The following is a 19,008-nucleotide window of genomic DNA, read 5'->3' on the forward strand; positions in this document are numbered from 1 at the left end:
ATTAATTCTCAATAAAGCTTGAAAGTTGGCTTTCTGTATTGCCGGAAGAAATTAATGGAATGCCTGATAAGGACTCAATGGAGGCGCTTTGTTTGTGAACCTCACTTGCGGCAAAAATAAGCGCATATTGCATCTCAATAAGCTCTTTTTGAACTGAAACTAGCTCTAAATAACTAAAGCGCCCGTCCGAATAGGCTTTTTGCACTAATGACAAAGCACTTTCTTGAGGCGGAATAATACTGGTTTGTAAGGTTTCAACCGTAAGGCGAGCCTCTTCCTGAGCCGCATAAAATGTCGCTAATTGGCTGTAAATTGCTCGCTCACTGGCTTTCCGTTGCTGCTCAACTTCATCGAGTTTTGCTTTTTGAGATTGATAGCTGCCTCTATTTCTATCACTCGTAAACAGAGGGACGCTAATTCCTGCAACCAACGCAGTCTCATTGCTACCTTCAAGTCTTTTCACACCTGCGCTCCACGTTATATTAGCGTGGCTTTGTGCGTTGATTGATTGTAATTGAGCTTGCTGAATTCTCGATTGCTCTGCATAAGCTAATATATGAGGACTTTGAGAAAGTTGAGCCATGATGTATTCGAGTGATATTGTTTTGGGAAGTGCAAATAAATCGCCTGATACACGAGAGAATTGCGGTGATTGTTCTCCCCACATAATAGCTAACTTACGAACACTGGCCTCTAACTGCTTGGAAATGGTTAGCGTCTTTAGTCGAGCTGTTGCTAAAGCTGCATCAGCTCGTTTTTGCTCTGATGACGGTGCCGAACCAACACGAACTTTTTTGGAGACAGTTTGATAGGTTTCTCGTGCTAGCTTTTCTGCATTTTCATTGACGAGCATGATTTGCTGTAACGTCAAAACATCGATATAGCGAGCTGCTACTTCACCCAAAATATCGAGTGTTTGTATTCTTTTTTCAACAGCTATTGCTTGCTGTTGGGCATTAACATAAAGCTTTCTGCTATTTACCTTATCTCCCAATTCCACCACGGAAGATATTGATAAGGTAAGTTCAGCGTCGCTGAATCCAGATACATCACCTGTACCTGCAAAGTTTTCCAATTCAGCGCTGACGTTATATTCAGGTTTTAACCCTGCGGTAGCTAACTCGCCGTCTAAACGCTTTTGTTTGTATTTAAAAGCTGTTAGCTGTGGGTTGTTTGCAAGTGTTCGTTGTATTGCCTCTGACAATGAAACTGAATCAACAGTTAAGTCATTTGCAAATACATTATTAGTTGTCACTAAAAACGACAACAGAAGCAACCGTTTTACTTTCTTCCAAGCAAGTACGGGGGCCTTAAAATAAGACATATTCATATTTTGTCCTGTTTATTTTATGAAACGAGCGTTGGCTTCACCGCCTAACGCGCCAATTAAATAAAAGGACTAACTTTTGGGAGGTCGAAGTAATCTGGAAGGGGGAGCTTCAATGACTACTTTTAAATAATCAAATACCTGACTTGATTTGAAATCAATGTCTCTACTGATGTAAACATGCGTAGCAAACTGTACATGCGAGCCATTGCAGTGTCCGCAATGATGACAATCAGCGGGGTTGTGTTGGTCATTATCTGCTGATGATTGTATTAATTTTTCAGAAGAAATGTGGTCATCTAAAGCATGAACATGCTCGGTTTTTATATGCTCGGAATCAACAATATGAACATCAGCAACTTTTGCCACAGCAGAAAATGACTGAAGTAATATCAGCACTATCATGATGTATGCAGGGAATTGTTTAATATTCATTTCGTTTCAACTATCTCTTAGTTATGCCAATGTTAACACTATCGTTTAGCTTGCGTCACGACATTGCTCGTCTATGAACTCTATTTCAATTGTTGTATGAGCAAAATCAAACTCTTTAAGCTCCTGTCGCAACTCTAGCTTGTACGATTTCAGCTCTTCGTTAGATATTTCAGTGTTTAAAACAATATGGGCGGTTAAAACGTTGTGTTCACCATCAAGTGACCAGATGTGTAAGTGATGTACTTCACCCACAATGGCTTTAGAAACTATTTTCGATTTAATATTTTCAATAAGATCAATATCTGGTGTCGCTTGCAAGAAGAGCATAAGTGTCGTTTTCAGTGTTCTTACAACATTAAATAAAATAAAAAGGGTAAACCCAATTGATAAAATAGGATCGAGTATGGGCCATTCAACAAACATCAATACGATTGATACAATAAATATAGCTATCCAACCTAAAACGTCTTCAAGCAAGTGCCAGTTTAAAACTCGTTCATTTAAGGTCTTTCCATGACTTAGCTTATAGGCAGCGTAACCGTTTACCACCATGCCAAAAATAGCTAATAAAAGCATTCCTTCGACTTGAGGCATTTCGGGGTTAGCTAATCTTGGTATGGCCTCAATTAGTATAAAAACAGAACCAACAGTTAATACCAAACCGTTAATCAATGCGCCAAGCAATGAAAAGCGCTTGTAACCATATGAAAACTGGCTAGAGGCAGGCTTGTTACTGAGCTTATTTAATCCCCATGCGGTGCCTATGGAGATGCTATCTCCTAAATCATGGATAGCATCTGCCATGATTGCCGTACTATTGGTTAACCAACCTCCGATAAATTCGATGATGGTAAACGTGAGGTTTAGAAAAAAAGCCCAGCCAATGCGTCTCGAAGCGTCCTCATCATTGTGAGGGTGATCATGACCGTGAGAGTGGTTATGCATGTTGAGCCTCGGCGGTTACATTTTTTCTTCTAAGCCTTTGTACATTCCAATTAATGATATGACGGATAAAGTTTTGGTACGCCCAACGTTTAATACCCGTTAGATTGGTTCCCTGCTCAGCATAGAATTCATCGGGTGAGTCATAAAAGCCAAAGTCGTCGTGTATGCCTTCTTTTTGAATATAAGTATCTTTACCAACCCAGTTCGTCTCTGGGTTACTTATGCAGGTAGTAGCTATTCCATAACCACAAAAATTATCTTTAGCTTGACTGAATTTGGATTGAATTGAACTTAGGTAAGCTTCGTCGAGAATGAAGCCTTCTAAATTGATCCACTTACCTTCATAGAGCACTTCTACCCAGCTATGGATAATGGATTTTGGGGCAAGCCAAAATACATAAGAAGGAATAGCGCCTTTCTGAAGCTGTTGGTCAATCGTGAAACCATGAAATCGGCACTGAATACCAAGCGCTCGGAATAGAGCCATTAACAAGTTTCCCTTGGTATTGCACTGTCCATAGCCATCCGCTAAAACTTCACTCGCAGATATATCATCGCTGCGGTTGTAACCAAACTGAATCTCATCTTTAACAAAGGTGTAAGCAGCTCCTATTGTGTTGTATTCATCCATTGTATTCCAATTCCGATCTGCTATTAGAGATTGGATGCTGTGATCATCTAAGTCTAATATTTGTGTTTTCTCTAAATAATTAGCACTCATTATCCATCTCCTTTAAGAACATGATTTTGATTTACTTCCACTACAGCTATTGTTTTCGCTTGTTAACTCTGCGTTGCTCAGCTCTTTCTTCGCATCAGTAATAATCAGGTAAGCCCCTCTTAAAATTAGGGTTGCAATCACACTACCAATCACAATGTCAGGCCAGCGAGAATCAAGTAGCATCACTAAAACACCAGCAGCAATGACCCCCAAGTTTGCGATCACATCGTTGGCTGAAAATATCCAGCTTGCACGCATATGGACTTCACCATTGCTTTGCATTCTGATTAAAACTAAACAAATGACGTTTGCTATTAATGCTACAAAACCAAAGCCGATCATGAACCAAGAGTGAGGCTCACCTTCTCCGAGTCTTCTTACTATGTCAAAGATTACCAGTATTCCGAGTGTCAGCTGAAAGTAACCGCTGATAAGGGCTGCATTGGCTTTATGCTTTAAAGATCGGCTCACGGCATATAGAGCAATACCATAGACAATTGCGTCAGCCAGCATATCCATTGAATCTGCTATCAAAGCCGTTGAGTTTGCATATAGGCCCACAGTAATCTCAACGCAGAACATAACCGCATTAATACCTAGCAACCAATACAGCACATGTTTTTGTTTCGCATCTTTTAGTTCGACTTCGCAACCACAACCACTCATTGCACGGCCTTAGTTATTTGCTTGATAACTTAACTATAAAGTCTATAGTGACTATAGAGTCAAGATTTAGGACTAAAGTTTTATGAAGATAGGTGAACTTTCAAAAACGACAGGGTGTTCGATACAAACAATTCGGTATTACGAGAAAGAAGGGTTGCTTTCAACTCCTGAACGTACTGAAGGGAATTACAGGTTATACGGTGAACGGGCTTTAAAAGAATTAGAGTTTATAAAGCATTGCCGAAGTTTGGATATCCCTCTAACAGATGTTAAACGCCTTATGGAACTGAAAAATAAGCCAGAAGAAAGCTGTGCAAGTGTTAATAAGCTCATTGCTCAACAATTGGCCTTAGTTAACAATCGAATGAGAGAACTCAAAGCACTAAAAGCTGAGCTTCAACAAATGGCAAGTTTGTGTACAACTGAAAACACCATTGAAGCGTGTGGAATAATTAAGTCACTTGATAGTTAGAATTGTCATTCATTTTCTATCCGTGTTGTGTACGAATAACTATATTTTATTACGTTCATGTACGAAATTTATTTAATGTACTTTCGTTCACTTGATTGTTAAGATGTACGAAAGTTACAGGTTTCGTACATATGAAAGTTGGTTTTGCAAGAGTCTCAACTAAAGAGCAAGATTTAAATATTCAACTGTCCAAGTTGGACGCTCATGGCTGTGAAAAAATATTTCAAGGAAAACAGTCAGGTGCTTCCATTAGAAATGAAGAAAAGCTAAAGGAACTCATCGATTTTATCAGGGAGGGTGATGAGGTAATTGTTACTCGCCTTGATCGGCTAGGCCGATCATTAAAGTCTATTCTTGAGGCTATTGAAAGTATCCACAAAAAGGGGGCTTGTTTAAATATTATCGACGGCTCTCTCAATACTAAAAATGATAATCCGTTTGCCACCGCCATGATCAACCTATGTGGAGTATTCGCTCAACTTGAGCGGGATCTTATAAAAGCCAGAACCGCAGAAGGTCGCGAAGAAGCGAAGGCTAAAGGCAAACATATGGGTAGGTTGCCTGCTTTATCAGACAAACAAGCGAAAGAATTATATAAAGATAAATTAAATGGTGAATCGATCTCTGCATTAGCGAAGAAATATTCTGTTAGCCGCCCGACGGTTCATCGAACTATTGAAAGAATGGAACAAAAAAATAATAAACAAAAGGAGATGTTATGTGGTCTGATAAAGAGTCAAAAATTGACTTCTTAAACTTTAATGAAACGGCTGAGTCGATTAAAGATCTTATCACTGAAAAGGAATTAATGCCTATTAGTATAGGTGTCTTTGGTGATTGGGGCGCTGGAAAATCCACGATTCTTGAACTTACCAAAGCATCTTTGGAAACTGATGAACAAGAATATATCCAAGTGCATTTCGATGCATGGACTTTCCAAGGATACGATGACGCTAAAGCAGCGCTATTAGAAACAATTGCATCTACTTTAGTAAAAAAAGCAGCAGACGATAAAAATCTAAGTGCAAAAGCAATAGAGTTTGCTGGACGAATAGATAAGATCAGACTGATGGGACTGCTAATGAATGGTGGTGCAGCATTAGCTGGTATACCGACTATGGGTGGTATACAGAAGATCATGGGACTATTCAGTGGTGGTGACGATGGTGAACTTGATGTTGATGATGTAAAAGGTGCTGTCGATGGCGCTAAGGATGTTGCGAAGAAAAACAAAGGTTTGATCAAAGATAAGAAATCATTCTCACCTCCTAAAGAAATTAAAGAATTCCGAAAAGCATATTCTGATCTGTTAAAGGAGTTTGATAAGCCACTTATTGTCTATGTCGATAATTTAGATCGCTGCTCTCCATTTAATGCCATTTCAACACTTGAGGCGATCAGATTATTTCTATTTTTACCAAATACCGCATTTGTCATTGCCGCCGATGAAGACATGATCCGTTTGGCAGTACCTGAATATCACAAAGGTGCATCTCAACGACATCAAACTGATTATTTAGACAAGCTTATTCAAATTCCTGTGCATGTACCAAGGCCCGGTGTTCTTGAGATAAGGGCATATTTAATGATGCTCACCGCTCAAGACCACGGAGTGACAGATGCTCAGTTAGAAGCGATAAGATGTGCCCTTGAAGAATCATTAAGGCTTTCTTGGAAACAACCACAAATTACCGTTGATGAGCTTCTTCAGGATCACGATATCGAAAAGCATTCAGGACTCAGAAGCAAATTTGTAGTTGCTGAACAGTTAGCTCCACTATTAGCTGAATCCACAAACATTAACGGTAACCCTCGCATAGTTAAGCGATTACTCAATCAAGTTAAGATGAGAAAGAAAACGGCTCACCGTCGAGGAATGCAGCTTGACGAGAAAACTATCACTAAGCTGGTAATTTTTGAGAGGTGCTTAGGCACTCAGGCTACTAACAAGCTTTATGAATTAATTGATAAGGAAAACGGATATCCAAAAGTTTTAGCGGATCTCGAAAATTCAGAAGTTGAATTTGATGAAATAAAGTTACCTGAAGAGTGGAAACTCGACCTAGCTTTTATTGATAAATGGTCAAAATTACCTCCAATGTTTACTGAGATGGATTTGACCCCAGCGGCATACCTTAGCCGAGAAAGCATTCCAATGGGTGCTGTTAATGCGGTAATGTCGGGAGCTGCTCAAAAACTTGTAGAAGAATTAATGAAGCAAAAGGTAAGGGTCAGTGGCGTTAACTCTACTGCGATTACCACAACTCCGAAGGAAGAGTACATGTCAGTCATGGATGGTTTGATTGAAAACTTTAAGTTGATTGGTGATTGGACCGAAAAACCAACAGGCATCTATGGAGCCGTGTTACTTGCCAAGCAGGATGATAAATGTTGCTTAAGTCTTCTTACATTCTTAAAAAGCTTGCCTCGTCAAAGGTGGCTCAATCCAATCTTAAAAGAACTAGAGGGAATTAAGTAATATGGGTACGTCCGCATCGTCTACAGGACCGAATAACAAGAGTCCGCTAATTCCATCTTGGGCAGAGCAAGGAGATCCCGTCACAATAGAGCCTGCATCAGGTACTGATGGGGATGATCAAACTGGTTCTGATAACAATCAATCTGATGATCAGAATGACCATACCAACGATATTGACAATGACAAGGTTCAACAAGAAATCGGTGGTTCGCCAACAGCAACGCCACCTCCAAATAGGTTTGCCAGCGCCAGAAGAGCATTTGGTAAATATGCACAAACAGGTGGCTCAACCTCAGATCTAAGGCGTTCATTAAAAAGTTACTCTAGAAAAGGCTCTGGCGGAGGTAAAAGCACAAGCCGGAGACTAGCAAGCGGTATAACGGCTGGTTCTGGATTGCTTGGTGTCATGCGTGGCGACACCGTAACGGTTAATAATCAAAGCTTATCATTAGGTGATCTAACTGGGTTATCGACTGACCAAGCAATTGACAAAATTGCTAGTCATTTGGCACCTGATAATGCCGATTCGGATGCTGTAAGAGTTGCGTTGGATTACGCACTAGAAGAAGCACTCCCCGATACAGAAGAATTTGACCCAAACAGTTTTACTGACGAAGTTATTCAAGAAGCCATAGGCTGTTATTTAACAGATCTTATTTTTCAGGATGTGGTTGAAGGCATGGGCAGAGCTTGGTTTCATGTTGAGCCTGCAAGTAAGCATCATCAAATGGAAGTAGAATTAAGGGAATTAATAAAAGTGATCACACAAAAGCAGTTAGACAAAGTAACTAATGGCAACCCTAGTACTATTAGCAAGGAAAATATTACTAAAATTCAAGCTGATGCAATTGCAATGACAGTGGATGAATGGGAGAGTTTTGATGACTAATTTTTATTTTAACCATGACCCAGCTAACTTGCCTGATTTTTCTGAAGACTGTCATCCTGTCCAAATGTTTCACACGCATCAAAATGACATCACTAAGCACAGCTTGGTGTCAAAACAACTACTACAAACAGTTCGTGATTTAGGATTGCATGTAGATGCTGATGCAATAGATCTGATAACAATTGCAACCGCCGTTACCGCCGCTGATACATTTGAATTGAGGGATAATGCAGAAAATGCATGGGCTAGAAAAATGCATTTACATGTTCCTGTTACCGATGAGGATATGTGGAATACTGTTGAGCCTGAACTAAGTTCTTTGCTCAACTTTCTAACGGGCGATCAATGGCAGTTTACTTTTGAAAAAACAACTATGCCGATGCCGACTCCTAAAACAAGTGAGCAAGCGAAAGCAAAAGCAAAATCATTAATTGGACTCAACTCAGTCTGCCTTTTTTCAGGAGGTCTTGACAGCGCAGTTGGTGCAATTGACATTTTAAACGGAGAGTCAGCCTTAAAACCGCTTTTGGTTAGTCACGCTTATCGTGGTGATGGCGCAAAACAGGAAGATATTAAGCATTTATTATCCCCGCCATTCGGCGAATTGTCCTATTCAATGTCTCCTCATATTATCAAGCATTTAGAAGGTAAAACTGACATTAGCATGAGGGGAAGAAGCTTCAACTTCCTAGCTATGGCGGTACTTGGTATATCAGCCTTAAGAAATGCTAATTGCGATAGCAGTATTGAAACTATTGTCGTCCCTGAGAATGGCTATATTTCTATAAATCCACCGCTTACCAGAAGACGGATTGGTAGCCATAGTACTAGAACTACTCATCCTAATTTTCTAAGCAGGCTTGAATCTTTGCTTAGAGACACTGGGTTTCATGTCAAATTTGTAAACCCCTATCAATTCAAAACTAAAGGTGAAATGTTAGCGGAATGTGTTGATCAAGACGCAATTAGAAAAGCAGTTCCTCTGAGTGTTTCTTGTAGTCATTGGCACAGAGAGCATAAACAGTGTGGGCATTGTGTACCTTGCCTTATTCGAAGAGCGTCAGTTTTTCATGCTGGTTTTACACAAGATGCGCCATACAAGACAAAGCGGTTGAGAGGTCTTATTAAAGAAAAAGATACTCGCGATGATCTCCAAGCGGTTCAAACTGCCATTATCCGGTTGAAACAGACTGACAATTATCGTTCTTGGCTTCGAAAGTCAGGACCAATACCACAAGATAAAGATATACGAGAAAAACTAGAATCAACTATTAAGCGAGGATTAGCAGAGGTTGAATTATTTCTCCAAGCGGATAAATCATCATGATGGATCTTCATTGCCATGTTGATTTATATCCAGATCATAAAGAGGTATTGAACGACATAAAAAGCAGTAATTATTACGTGCTATCAGTAACTACGGTGCCTTCAGCTTTTGAAGGTACTGTTCAGTTAACAAGTGGCATAAAACACTGTAAAACGGCTTTGGGGCTTCACCCTCAACTTGCTCATTTAAGGAAAAATGAACTACCTCTATTCGATAAGCTAGTTGATAGAACTAGATATATTGGAGAAATTGGGCTGGATGGCTCAAAAGGTTATGCTGATTACTTTGATGATCAATTAGAGGTTTTCACGCATATTTTGAAAAAATGTGAAGACTTTGATAACAAAATACTAACTATCCATAGTCTTAATGCGACAGGTGAAGTACTTGAACAACTTAAGTTATACCCCAATGCTGGTACTTCTATTCTTCATTGGTTTTTAGGTACTAAGAAGCAAGTTCTAGAAGCCGTCGAGCTAGGCTGTTTCTTTTCTATTGGGCCAGCCATGCTTACTTCAGCCAGAGCTAAAAAAGTAATATCGTGGATACCTCAAGATAGGATTTTACTCGAAACTGATGGCCCTTTCGCCAAAGTGGCGGGGAATATTCTGTTTCCTTCAAGTGTTGGCACTGTTACTGAATATCTGGCTGAAATTTGGTGTAAAAATAAGGCTTCGATAATTGAGCAACTGTCAGCAAACCTTAGGTGTTTAACATCAGTCAAGTAACTAATTATACGTCACGTAATCTTATAACAATTTTATTCAGGTTTAATCGATTTGTTTGAAGTATTTGTATTAGCTATAGCACTCAGTATGGACGTGTTTGCAGTATCCATAGGCTTAGGTTCTAAAAAAGTAGCAAATGCTGAAAAACTCTTTATTAAAGCCGTTGCTTATTTTGGATTTTTCCAAGGCTTTATACCTCTTTTAGGCTATTACAGCGGTAAAGGATGATCATCTTGGATTGAAGATTATGCACCTTGGATAGCTTTTATTTTGCTATTATTTATCGGTGGCAAAAATGATTTATGAGTCCCAATCTGAAGGAATTGAAGAAGATATTGCTAATGTTACTCATCGTGTGCTATTTGTTCTTGCTATTGCCGCCAGTATTGATGCAATGGCGGCAGGTTATGCAATCACATTGCTTGAGGTAGACATAGCCGTAGCTTGCTTGATAATAGGCGTCACGACGTTTGCCTTTAGCTAGATTGGTGTGAATATCGGCTAAAGAAGTGGCGTATGGCTGGAGTCTAAAGCTGAACTATTTGGTGGTTTAGTGTTAATCGCAATCGCATTTAAGATATTACTTGGTTGGCACAGAACCACCGAATACTAGGCTACTTACCTGAGCAACATGCATTGCCTTCTTGAATAGGAGGACACTTAACTGTTCCATAAGAGCAGTAAACGCAACAATCACCTTTGAACGGTTTAAGTAGTGCTTTACAGCTTTCGCATTCGTAATACCATTGGCAAGCGTTTGTAGGCATGGTTTCAACTTTGCTAAATCCACATTCAGGGCAAGTTATCTTAGATTTTAATTCTATACCTTGCATACTGGTTCCTTAATGGGCTTAACAATATCTAAAATAGACATTACGACCATCCAAATGATCCCAAAGTAAAATAAGTAAGTGCTCCAGTCGTATTGCCATAAAGGATAAAGGGTCAGCAATACTGCAATTGGGCCAATGACACTTAAAATGCCTCTTAATGACTCTCGATGTTGATACCAATTATAGAAATTAACTAACAACGCTAGTGAAGCAAATAATGGCAATAAGGTGTTCACCGCTATCCCTTCAAAATGTGAAAGAAAACCTAACCCAAGCGCAGATGCCAATGAGCCGAGCGCAGGAAAACATGCTGTGCAACTAAGGGCGGCTAGCCAAACGCCACCAGAACCTACTTTATCTAGAATTTTATTGATCATAACTATCTACCTCAATTTTTAAGGTAGTATAAACTCCGTACATAAGTACGGGGTCAATAGCTATTTAAGTGAATTTATTACCGGGCAGGATTGAGGGTCTTGATTGGCCTTGCAAGAATCTGTCATATCTTGAATTACTTTCTCTAACCGCTGTAAATCAGCAATTTTATTACGGATGAGATTAAGTTTTTGCAATCCCATCGATTCTATATCAGCGCAACTGCTACTTAGTGACATCAGTGATTCAATTTCTTTCAGCGTAAACCCTAATGCTTTAGCTTTCAGAATAAATTTGAGTTGATTAGCGTGTGTCTCGTCATACTTTCGATAACCTGATTCGGGTTTTGGAGGCTGCTCTATTAAACCTTGGCGCTCATAAAAGCGGATCGTTTCAACATTGATATCTAAATCTTTTGCCAGTTTTCCAATGGTTCTCATAAACATACTCTTTAGAAGCAGAGACATCATTATACAATTAATGCGGATTGCCTAAACTCAATTTTATTGCATGAACGGGGTCGCTAAGCGTCCGCTTTGTAGAATTAAGTTCACATATCCAGATCACTCTGACCGTCTCTTGTTCGCTCTTGCTGCCTGTCAGGTGAAGTCTAAACCTAATCAACAAAACTGTAAGATGAGATATGAGCTACTACATCTAATCTATTGTTTCGTTGAAACTAATTCAATAATTTCACCAGTAGACGTATCCACTCTTATTTCTGTATGTTGCCCTGAGTGCTGAAGTTGATTTTTTAAATCAGCATTAATCAGTTTGAGCTTATCTATTTCAGCGTACATTTCTTGTAATCGCACCAGTAGCTTTTCAAAATCCTTATCGATTTCCTTAGGGTCAATCTCGTTTTTTTGCTTTTCTTTAGCAAGCTTGCTTTTTAGTTCGGCTACCTTTGTTCTGAGTTGTTTTATTAAATTATCTTTATTTTTTTCTTCCCAAGTTAATTGAGCTTTTTCAATATTTTCTCGTAACTTTACCCATTTTTCTTCTTCTTTAGATAGATTTGCAATATTTCTTTTAGCTCTCGTTGCTACTGCATTTTTGGTTATCTTGCTGCCATCAGATTTCATCTCTTCAAAAGCACGTTTTATATCATCGTATGCGCTACTCATGCTTGTTCTCCTTGGTTTGTATGCGCTTTGCCTTCATCTAATACATAGTCAGCTGCTGCTATATTATTTTTCCAGTGAATAGCAAATAGCTCGTAATCTTCTTGCTCTTCTTTGGTTAATGCCGCATATGCCTCTAGTTTCTGCGTTGCTTCTTTTTTTATTATTTGCCAATTGACCTTGTGGCGTTTGGTAATGATTTTACTACCACAATACACACAGCCACTAGGGATTCCTGCTCCTTTTATCTTGCAAGCTTCTCCCGCAGTGCAGTACCCCGTAGGTAAGCCACGTATGTTTTTAATATTTTTGACGAGAAATTTTTTCAGTTCTTCAATTGAACTGAAATGGATCTGCTTAATCACAGTCGAATCTTTACTTTGACTATCAGTAATACCTATTATCAGATCTTTAGATGTTTTATTAATTTGCTCACCAGCACCACCTTTAAGTGATTGTGACTCGGCTTCATCTATTAACTCTTCTGCAACACGGTCAATTAAAATCTCATTAAACTCTTCAGTAGTTTTAATTAAAGTTGTTGAGGCCAAAAATGCTCTTCGAGTATAAACAAACGTCATTAGGCTAGTTAAATGTTTAAATTGATATCTAATATCATCAAGCTCACCTAATTTATTGGCAATGACAAAGTAGGCCAACGTATGTCGAAACATGTGAGCGGTTAATCTAAACGTATCGCCTTCTTCGTATGGGACACCTCTATTCTCTCCTCTAACTTCTTTGTAGTTAGATTCAAGGCGTTCAAGCTCTGCTATATCATCATCGTCTAGAGTTAAGTCAAAAAGCTCAATGTTTTCACTGTTTTTAACCTCAAATTTTGTGAATCGCCCAGTATCGCTAAAACTAACACTACAGCTACTATGTGAAACCCCGAAAAGACGGTTTCTTTCTAACCCTTCTTTCAAATTGTGTGCTTGACTACTTGTTATATTGGCTCTGCATGAAGAAAGTACAGCTTTTGCCCTTTCTTGCATACCGATCACATATTTTTCGTAAATACCAACACACTCATGTACTTCAGCGTTTGAAAACCATTCCATCTCAACCTTACTGTTGTCGGTTTTGGTCATAATTGCCGTAATGTAATAAATATCATCTTTGTAATTGGCACAGCCAACCTTGCATGTAAGTACTTCGTTATATCTCATACCTGTATAGGCCAAGATATTAATGTATGTGGCTAATTTTAAATCTTCTAATTCTTCGGATAATTGAATGAATTCCTCTTCATTGGGTAAGTTTCTTACATGTTTTGCTATTAGCTCACCTGTATTCATTTTGGGCGGTGGTTCAATGGAGCCTTCATGTAAACTATCTATTAAGCGTGCATTTAATTCTAGCCATCGTTCTATCTTATCCTTAGAGTTTTCAACTATTTTTTCTGCAAACTTCAGAATTTTTTTCATTACTTTAGTAGGAATGACAGGGTGCGAATAAGTGACTGGTCTCGGATGGTGTAACTCGTTTAGTTGGTTAAGCACATCAATAAAAACACTACACACCTTAGGGCCAAAAAGACGAAAGCTTCGTTGCACGTCAAATAGTTTAGTAAATGAGTGTGATTGTCTGTAAATAGCTATTTTCCCGACTTCATATAAATAGTCTTTTATGAGATTCCTAATAACTAAGTCAGATTTGAACTCCAACTCATGAAATGAGTGATAACCTCTTTGTCTTAAGAAGGCTGCAATTAAATTTAGATACGTTACATCATTTTGAAGTGTAGAGATTTTTAGAGGTTTACCGCCTACAACATCACCATGTGTGAGTTTAATTAGTGAATAAATTCGAATTTGATATGCTAATTCATCAACACCTTTAAAATTCACATTTCTTTGCGTTTCTTCATAGCTTATCCAAGTGTCATCGCCAAAGTGAATAGTGCCATGTTTAGCAATATTCAATGCTCTGTTTTCCCACAAAGCAATCGAATTAAAAGCGCTAGTATCATCAACTTTAAAATCTTCTAACACCTGAACCAAAGGTTTTATAGTGATTTGACCTGTATGTGTTTTTACAACAGCGATATCAAGTAGTTTTGTTTTAGTTATCTCTTTGGTCATAGCAAACCTGTGTTTTTCCAATGAGGATGAATACCCTCTGTTCTCAATAATTCTTTTCCATCAATCACAGCTTGAGCATTAAGCTTGGCAATATCAGTTAATATTTCGTTAACTCTATTTTTCAACTGCTCTATGTTTTCCAGTTGCTCTGTTACAGAGTCAAATGTTGCGGCTGAGTTTTCCATATCAGCAACAACAAAATCCCGGTATGACAAAAGTTTCCAAACATGCAATGCGTCAGCAACACAGCGATAGAACGGACACCACAAGCATGCGTTAAAGTCGGCACATGCATGCTCGTTTGTATCTCGCTGGTCTAATAATTTCCTGTTTTGAGATTCGAATGCCACTACTGCGGATTTATCTTTTGAGTTAATGCATGTGCCATTCGGGACTTTTTTACCGTCTTCTGGTGGAGTCTGCAAAATGATTACTTTGTCGGTAACATCGCGAACAAAATAGTCTGCCATTGTTTTTGTCGCTCTGTTGATTGTCATTGCAACATCTTTGTTATCTTGCATTAAATAATGACGCAAGAACGTTTCATAAGAGTGCTTGCCAGCTTTTTGATACCACTTAAATTCTTTGGCAACTTTTCGGTAAATGTAGTTAAGCCCTGATTTTCTGATCTTTTGCGAATTAAATACGATATCACACCCAAGCTCAGTCAATATCCTATCTATAGAGGTCTTGAAACGTGATGCTGTTAATAATTGAATCTTTACTTCTCCAATACTATTTACTTTGGGAAAAACAAAAATTCTTTTTGATAGGTTCTCAATAGAAGGGCGGTAAATAGACGTAAGTCTAGTCGCAGCCTTAATATCAAATATTACTGGTTCGACAACGTCGCCGTATAAGACGCCTTCTTTTTCTAGATCTTCGGCTTTAATTTCAAATTTATGCCATTGAGTTTGATAATTAGCTCGGCGTTTAAATAAACGAAGAGCAGGAGTTTTACTTGAATGTAATGGCGTGTTAAAGAAAAATAAGTCGTCAGTATCAAGCTCTAGCGTAGGAGTTGAATTCCAACCAGTTTTCAATATGACTTTTGCTGCATAAAGTGTAACTTTGTCTTTAATTGTGAGTAAGGTCTCAGAAAGCCCTTTTTCTATGTAATATGCTAATTCTACTACTTCTCTATATGAGTAGAGTTTATCTTGATTCTGAGATAGTTGCTCTTGATGTTGTGCAGTTAATTCGGTGTTGACCGGAAAGCTTTTAATAGTATCTAGACCATAAAACGATAGTAATTTGTCGATAGCGCTCTGATATTGATTACCAACAAAAACCGACAAATCGCCTTGTTTTGATTTTAGTTGAATTGCCTCTCTTATAGCCTTTAGTATCTCACAGTTATTTTCAACAAAAGCATGAACCCCATGACTGGCAATAAGCTTCATTTGTTCATCTGTTAATGATGATGCATTTTCTTTCAATGCTCTAGCCATACTACCTATGTAACCTTTGAGAGTGACGATACCTATGCTCTCGCCATCAATTCGCTTTGTAAAAACTTTATGGTATTCGACTAGGTTTTGATAAAATTTATAGGCATTGTCATATACCCACTCATGCTTCTGCCATTCGGTAGTGTCACTTTCTTTAAGGTAATAGCCCAATGAGTAGGGTAATAAACTTTCCTTTGCGATTTTTTCACCCGTAACAAAGTGGTAAAGGTCCAATGCAGCGTTTAGTAGCAGTAAAAACTGCTGGTTATTTTGAGTTTCTTCTTGGTAATGCTTATAAAGGTATTTAAATCCCTGAAGGCCATTTTCTGCAAACCCTTGAATTCCACGCTCACTAAGCAGCTTAATTATTGGTGATGCTACGCTACCAGCACTATTCAACCACCTTGGAAATGATAAAGTTGAGGATCTAACTCTTGTTGTATTAGCTTCCGAAGCGCTTGCTATCTGATTTTTCAAAAAAGCATCAACTTCATTGCCAAATTTGGATGATATGCTTTGTGCATACCCTATTACTTCGGCTTCAGTTTTAAATTGATTGACTCTAGCTTTACCCCACACATCGGGTAGTATAAATTTTAAAAAAGTACGGAAGTTGTGATTGCATATAAATGATGAAACGAATTCCCTATCCTGTAATGTTGCCAATAATGGCAGTTTGACGCGTTCAGTATTCTTAAAAGTATCATGTAGACAAAGATTTATAATAGCTGTCGCAGTTTTGAGGATATTGTCCCTAATAGAAGAATCTTTGAGGCTTAATTCTGGAAGGACGAGATAGTCCAGATATTTATTTAGTAATTTACGAATCTCTTTTACTTGATGGAATTCAAGTTCGAATAATTTAGTTATGTCGATTGAAGTAGCCCCATTTACTAGCCTAAAAGGAGCGTTGATAGCGTTATCATAAAAATGAAACTTAGCTAAGTTTTCTAAGGCTTCTTCTATACGAGTAGCATAACTAGGTAGCTTGACATCATTTATTTCATTAATGCAAAAGTATTCCAGTTCTTGCCAAATTTCAAAGTCTGATAGAGCATTTAATCCCGAAGTTTGAATTGATGTCGCAGTATCTGTACTAACCTTATTAAGGGCTAGAGGAAGAGTATGTTGTAAACTGACACAAGCATTCCGCAAGCGACTCATTGAAATAGCAGTGTCGTCATCTGCGCTAATATTGTTTTCTTTGTCATATGCCCTGTTAAATAAAACGTCTAACTGTTTGGCTAGAACAATTGAATGAGGTTTAAATCTAGCAGGAATACGATTGGACTTCCGCGTTTTAACTTGCTGCTGCATCTTCAGCCTCACGCATCAGTAATTCGTCAACATCACCGTAGATATCTTTCACCCACTCTGACATTGCTCCGTATGCATCCACTGCTACACTTTTGGCAAAGTCGATGTAACGTTTGGTTGTTTTAAAACTTTCGTGACTCATCAAGGTCATTAGTGTCTGTCTGATGGAACTCTCCGATTCACCTTTGTCAATTAGGTATTTAGCGACATAAGTAGCAAAGGTAGCGCGTAAGTCATGGAATGTGCGTAATAGTATTTCTAATCCCTGCTTCCTTTGTTCTTTTCTAACTATGGAAATAGTATTCCCCGGTGTATCTTCGCTTATCCGCGATCCTGAACTATTCATAAACAAAGGAAGCGGATGTTCACTATTGTCCATACCATGATTAGTCTCATGTTTGGTACGTCGCTTCATATTTTGAATTGTCAAAGTGTGATTGTACAAAAGCTTCATTAGAACTCGCGCTATTGTTAATCTCACTGGCTTATGTCCTTTTCGTACAATGTTCAATTTTGGAATACGTTTCTCGTTTTCTTTTTCATCAGGATCAAAAAGGTCTTTCTGGTCGATGGCTGAAATCTCAAAAGAACGAAGTCCACCTAGCAAAGCACATTGCAAATAAAGCTTATAAGTCTCTTTTTGAGCCGTATCCGTCTCCAGCAACTGTTTAAGTTCTTTTGGAGAATATGGTTGTAGATCTTTTTCGGGTGAGTCTTCCTTTTGTTTCAATGTATTTGGAATGCTCAAATTACTAACCCACTTCCATAAGCCTCCAGAACGTGTGTTGCTAGTAGGTAATTGAAACAATGAACTTACACTTGATTTAGCTTTCGATTTAATACGTACCTGTTTGTATTCAAGTGAGAAGGGGAGGCTATCTATAGCCCCGCGCTTATGGCTCCATATATAGAATGCTTTAACAGCTCTAATTCGTTCTTGAGCGCTGTTAAAGCTTATGCGTTTAGACTTATCTTTGGTTTCGACTCTTTCACATAAATGTTTGTGATATCTCCACACAGGTAACCTAGAAATATCATCATCTACAGATTGTTTTGAAAGTGGTGCAGCTATTACTTCAAAATAGGATGCATCATCTTTATCCAACCAATCTAAGAAAGCTTTTAAGTGCTTAGCTATACTGCAAACAGACTTAACATCTAATGGCTTTCCCGGTTGGCTGGCATGATAAGCGTCACTAAAAGCCTCATTGTCTATTTGATTCTTTTTGAGACTGAAATGACCTTCAAAGCGGTGCATTAAAAATAAGTTCATTTCTTGGCATTCGGTGAAGCGAGTCGGGTGATATAGCACTGGAAAATTAGGTTCTATTTTATCGTGCCTATATGAGTGAGTTCTGATGCCTTTTTCAGTCTTAATAGGTTGCCCTGATTTATCGAGATGAAAAGACATTCCTTTTCCAAAGTTGACTGATGTTTTAATTATTTTAGTTTTTGTTGTATTTCGAAGTATCATTTTCGTTCACCTTTGATTCTTAGCTAGAGTATGTGTGTAAAAGCTTTTTTGTTCAAGTTTATTAAGGGTATGATAGTATTATATCAATTCGGGGGTGATTTTAGATGAAAGCCAAAACTTAACAGCTTCACAACTAAAGACCATTATTACCCGTTGCGGTGAAGGAACCAAGCTTATATGTTCAGGTAATTTGGCACAAATTGATAGTAACTACCTGACCCCAGTTACCTCAGGCTTAACTTACATTGTTGAACGCTTTAAAGACTTTGAGGGAAGTGCTACCGTCAACTTAAACGGCGTTGTCCGTAGTCGCTTGGCAAGCTTTGCCGAAGAAAATTTATAACTTGCCAGCAGATCCTTG

Annotated in this window: 18 protein-coding genes and 2 pseudogenes; 8 read left to right on the forward strand and 12 right to left on the reverse strand. The window is 38.4% G+C overall.

The window, feature by feature from the left end:
* Window position 1: 1 nt before the first annotated feature.
* From L3Q70_RS02975 to L3Q70_RS02995, 5 genes are all read right to left on the reverse strand, one after another.
* On the reverse strand, window positions 2-1,324 hold the full coding sequence (locus L3Q70_RS02975) for a TolC family protein (RefSeq protein WP_231387283.1): 1,323 nt from the start codon (window positions 1,322-1,324) through the stop codon (window positions 2-4).
* Between the two features lie 75 nt (window positions 1,325-1,399).
* On the reverse strand, window positions 1,400-1,762 hold the full coding sequence (locus L3Q70_RS02980; protein WP_016708233.1) for a hypothetical protein: 363 nt from the start codon (window positions 1,760-1,762) through the stop codon (window positions 1,400-1,402).
* Window positions 1,763-1,807: 45 nt separating this feature from the next.
* Complete coding sequence (locus L3Q70_RS02985) at window positions 1,808-2,707, reverse strand: cation diffusion facilitator family transporter (RefSeq protein ID WP_016708232.1); 900 nt, start codon at window positions 2,705-2,707, stop codon at window positions 1,808-1,810.
* Entirely contained in the window at window positions 2,700-3,428 is a 729-nt protein-coding gene (locus L3Q70_RS02990) for a transglutaminase family protein (protein ID WP_016708231.1), read from the reverse strand. Before L3Q70_RS02990 ends, L3Q70_RS02985 begins: the two co-directional genes overlap by 8 nt.
* Window positions 3,429-3,440: 12 nt before the next feature.
* Entirely contained in the window at window positions 3,441-4,094 is a 654-nt protein-coding gene (locus L3Q70_RS02995; RefSeq protein ID WP_016708230.1) for a cation transporter, read from the reverse strand.
* Between the two features lie 82 nt (window positions 4,095-4,176).
* On the opposite strand from L3Q70_RS02995, the gene cadR reads away from it, so the two are divergent.
* The 7 genes and pseudogenes from cadR to L3Q70_RS03030 all read left to right on the forward strand — a co-directional run bounded on the left by cadR (window position 4,177) and on the right by L3Q70_RS03030 (window position 10,602).
* Window positions 4,177-4,566, forward strand: a complete 390-nt coding sequence (gene cadR / locus L3Q70_RS03000) for a Cd(II)/Pb(II)-responsive transcriptional regulator (RefSeq protein WP_016708229.1) — start codon at window positions 4,177-4,179, stop codon at window positions 4,564-4,566.
* Between the two features lie 131 nt (window positions 4,567-4,697).
* A complete protein-coding gene (locus tag L3Q70_RS03005) occupies window positions 4,698-5,321 on the forward strand; it encodes a recombinase family protein (protein WP_016708228.1) in 624 nt (207 codons plus the stop codon).
* On the forward strand, window positions 5,285-7,045 hold the full coding sequence (locus tag L3Q70_RS03010; RefSeq protein ID WP_016708227.1) for a P-loop NTPase fold protein: 1,761 nt from the start codon (window positions 5,285-5,287) through the stop codon (window positions 7,043-7,045). The genes L3Q70_RS03005 and L3Q70_RS03010 overlap by 37 nt, the downstream gene beginning before the upstream one ends.
* Before the next feature lies 1 nt (window position 7,046).
* Window positions 7,047-7,934, forward strand: a complete 888-nt coding sequence (locus tag L3Q70_RS03015) for a hypothetical protein (protein WP_237114827.1) — start codon at window positions 7,047-7,049, stop codon at window positions 7,932-7,934.
* Window positions 7,927-9,261, forward strand: coding sequence for a Qat anti-phage system QueC-like protein QatC (gene qatC / locus L3Q70_RS03020; protein ID WP_016708225.1), 1,335 nt, complete (start codon window positions 7,927-7,929; stop codon window positions 9,259-9,261). Before L3Q70_RS03015 ends, qatC begins: the two co-directional genes overlap by 8 nt.
* A complete protein-coding gene (gene qatD, locus L3Q70_RS03025; RefSeq protein ID WP_016708224.1) occupies window positions 9,258-9,989 on the forward strand; it encodes a Qat anti-phage system TatD family nuclease QatD in 732 nt (243 codons plus the stop codon). The genes qatC and qatD overlap by 4 nt, the downstream gene beginning before the upstream one ends.
* Window positions 9,990-10,040: 51 nt before the next feature.
* Window positions 10,041-10,602 (forward strand): annotated as a pseudogene (locus L3Q70_RS03030) (manganese efflux pump MntP family protein).
* Between the two features lies 1 nt (window position 10,603).
* Here the strand turns inward: L3Q70_RS03030 and L3Q70_RS03035 are convergent.
* The 7 genes from L3Q70_RS03035 to L3Q70_RS03065 all read right to left on the reverse strand — a co-directional run bounded on the left by L3Q70_RS03035 (window position 10,604) and on the right by L3Q70_RS03065 (window position 18,647).
* Window positions 10,604-10,822 (reverse strand): GDCCVxC domain-containing (seleno)protein, encoded by a 219-nt coding sequence (locus L3Q70_RS03035; RefSeq protein ID WP_062566147.1) that lies wholly within the window; start codon window positions 10,820-10,822, stop codon window positions 10,604-10,606.
* Window positions 10,810-11,199, reverse strand: a complete 390-nt coding sequence (gene merC / locus L3Q70_RS03040; RefSeq protein ID WP_016708222.1) for an organomercurial transporter MerC — start codon at window positions 11,197-11,199, stop codon at window positions 10,810-10,812. Before merC ends, L3Q70_RS03035 begins: the two co-directional genes overlap by 13 nt.
* Window positions 11,200-11,259: 60 nt before the next feature.
* A complete protein-coding gene (locus L3Q70_RS03045; RefSeq protein WP_016708221.1) occupies window positions 11,260-11,637 on the reverse strand; it encodes a MerR family transcriptional regulator in 378 nt (125 codons plus the stop codon).
* Window positions 11,638-11,859: 222 nt separating this feature from the next.
* A complete protein-coding gene (locus L3Q70_RS03050; RefSeq protein WP_016708220.1) occupies window positions 11,860-12,324 on the reverse strand; it encodes a hypothetical protein in 465 nt (154 codons plus the stop codon).
* Window positions 12,321-14,405, reverse strand: a complete 2,085-nt coding sequence (locus tag L3Q70_RS03055; protein WP_016708219.1) for a hypothetical protein — start codon at window positions 14,403-14,405, stop codon at window positions 12,321-12,323. The genes L3Q70_RS03050 and L3Q70_RS03055 overlap by 4 nt, the downstream gene beginning before the upstream one ends.
* A complete protein-coding gene (locus L3Q70_RS03060) occupies window positions 14,402-17,173 on the reverse strand; it encodes a hypothetical protein (protein ID WP_074988938.1) in 2,772 nt (923 codons plus the stop codon). The genes L3Q70_RS03055 and L3Q70_RS03060 overlap by 4 nt, the downstream gene beginning before the upstream one ends.
* On the reverse strand, window positions 17,157-18,647 hold the full coding sequence (locus L3Q70_RS03065; protein ID WP_016708217.1) for a site-specific integrase: 1,491 nt from the start codon (window positions 18,645-18,647) through the stop codon (window positions 17,157-17,159). Before L3Q70_RS03065 ends, L3Q70_RS03060 begins: the two co-directional genes overlap by 17 nt.
* Before the next feature lie 85 nt (window positions 18,648-18,732).
* Here L3Q70_RS03065 and L3Q70_RS03070 point away from each other — a divergent pair.
* Window positions 18,733-18,990, forward strand: a pseudogene (locus tag L3Q70_RS03070) (PhoH family protein); the annotation flags it as partial.
* Window positions 18,991-19,008 lie beyond the last annotated feature (18 nt).

This window comes from Pseudoalteromonas sp. CF6-2, assembly GCF_021729425.1.
In the GTDB taxonomy this organism is placed as follows: Bacteria; Pseudomonadota; Gammaproteobacteria; order Enterobacterales; family Alteromonadaceae; genus Pseudoalteromonas; species Pseudoalteromonas arabiensis.

Excerpts from the sequence above, each read along its gene's own strand:
- L3Q70_RS03035 (WP_062566147.1), bottom strand. The coding sequence starts at position 10,822 with ATGCAAGGTATAGAATTAAAATCTAAGATAACTTGCCCTGAATGTGGA.
- L3Q70_RS03015 (WP_237114827.1), top strand. The coding sequence starts at position 7,047 with ATGGGTACGTCCGCATCGTCTACAGGACCGAATAACAAGAGTCCGCTA.
- L3Q70_RS03005 (WP_016708228.1), top strand. The coding sequence starts at position 4,698 with ATGAAAGTTGGTTTTGCAAGAGTCTCAACTAAAGAGCAAGATTTAAAT.
- L3Q70_RS02995 (WP_016708230.1), bottom strand. The coding sequence starts at position 4,094 with ATGAGTGGTTGTGGTTGCGAAGTCGAACTAAAAGATGCGAAACAAAAA.
- qatD (WP_016708224.1), top strand. The coding sequence starts at position 9,258 with ATGATGGATCTTCATTGCCATGTTGATTTATATCCAGATCATAAAGAG.
- merC (WP_016708222.1), bottom strand. The coding sequence starts at position 11,199 with ATGATCAATAAAATTCTAGATAAAGTAGGTTCTGGTGGCGTTTGGCTA.
- L3Q70_RS02990 (WP_016708231.1), bottom strand. The coding sequence starts at position 3,428 with ATGAGTGCTAATTATTTAGAGAAAACACAAATATTAGACTTAGATGAT.
- L3Q70_RS03045 (WP_016708221.1), bottom strand. The coding sequence starts at position 11,637 with ATGAGAACCATTGGAAAACTGGCAAAAGATTTAGATATCAATGTTGAA.
- L3Q70_RS02975 (WP_231387283.1), bottom strand. The coding sequence starts at position 1,324 with ATGTCTTATTTTAAGGCCCCCGTACTTGCTTGGAAGAAAGTAAAACGG.
- L3Q70_RS02980 (WP_016708233.1), bottom strand. The coding sequence starts at position 1,762 with ATGAATATTAAACAATTCCCTGCATACATCATGATAGTGCTGATATTA.
- L3Q70_RS03065 (WP_016708217.1), bottom strand. The coding sequence starts at position 18,647 with ATGATACTTCGAAATACAACAAAAACTAAAATAATTAAAACATCAGTC.
- L3Q70_RS02985 (WP_016708232.1), bottom strand. The coding sequence starts at position 2,707 with ATGCATAACCACTCTCACGGTCATGATCACCCTCACAATGATGAGGAC.
- cadR (WP_016708229.1), top strand. The coding sequence starts at position 4,177 with ATGAAGATAGGTGAACTTTCAAAAACGACAGGGTGTTCGATACAAACA.
- L3Q70_RS03010 (WP_016708227.1), top strand. The coding sequence starts at position 5,285 with ATGTGGTCTGATAAAGAGTCAAAAATTGACTTCTTAAACTTTAATGAA.
- L3Q70_RS03060 (WP_074988938.1), bottom strand. The coding sequence starts at position 17,173 with ATGCAGCAGCAAGTTAAAACGCGGAAGTCCAATCGTATTCCTGCTAGA.
- qatC (WP_016708225.1), top strand. The coding sequence starts at position 7,927 with ATGACTAATTTTTATTTTAACCATGACCCAGCTAACTTGCCTGATTTT.
- L3Q70_RS03050 (WP_016708220.1), bottom strand. The coding sequence starts at position 12,324 with ATGAGTAGCGCATACGATGATATAAAACGTGCTTTTGAAGAGATGAAA.
- L3Q70_RS03055 (WP_016708219.1), bottom strand. The coding sequence starts at position 14,405 with ATGACCAAAGAGATAACTAAAACAAAACTACTTGATATCGCTGTTGTA.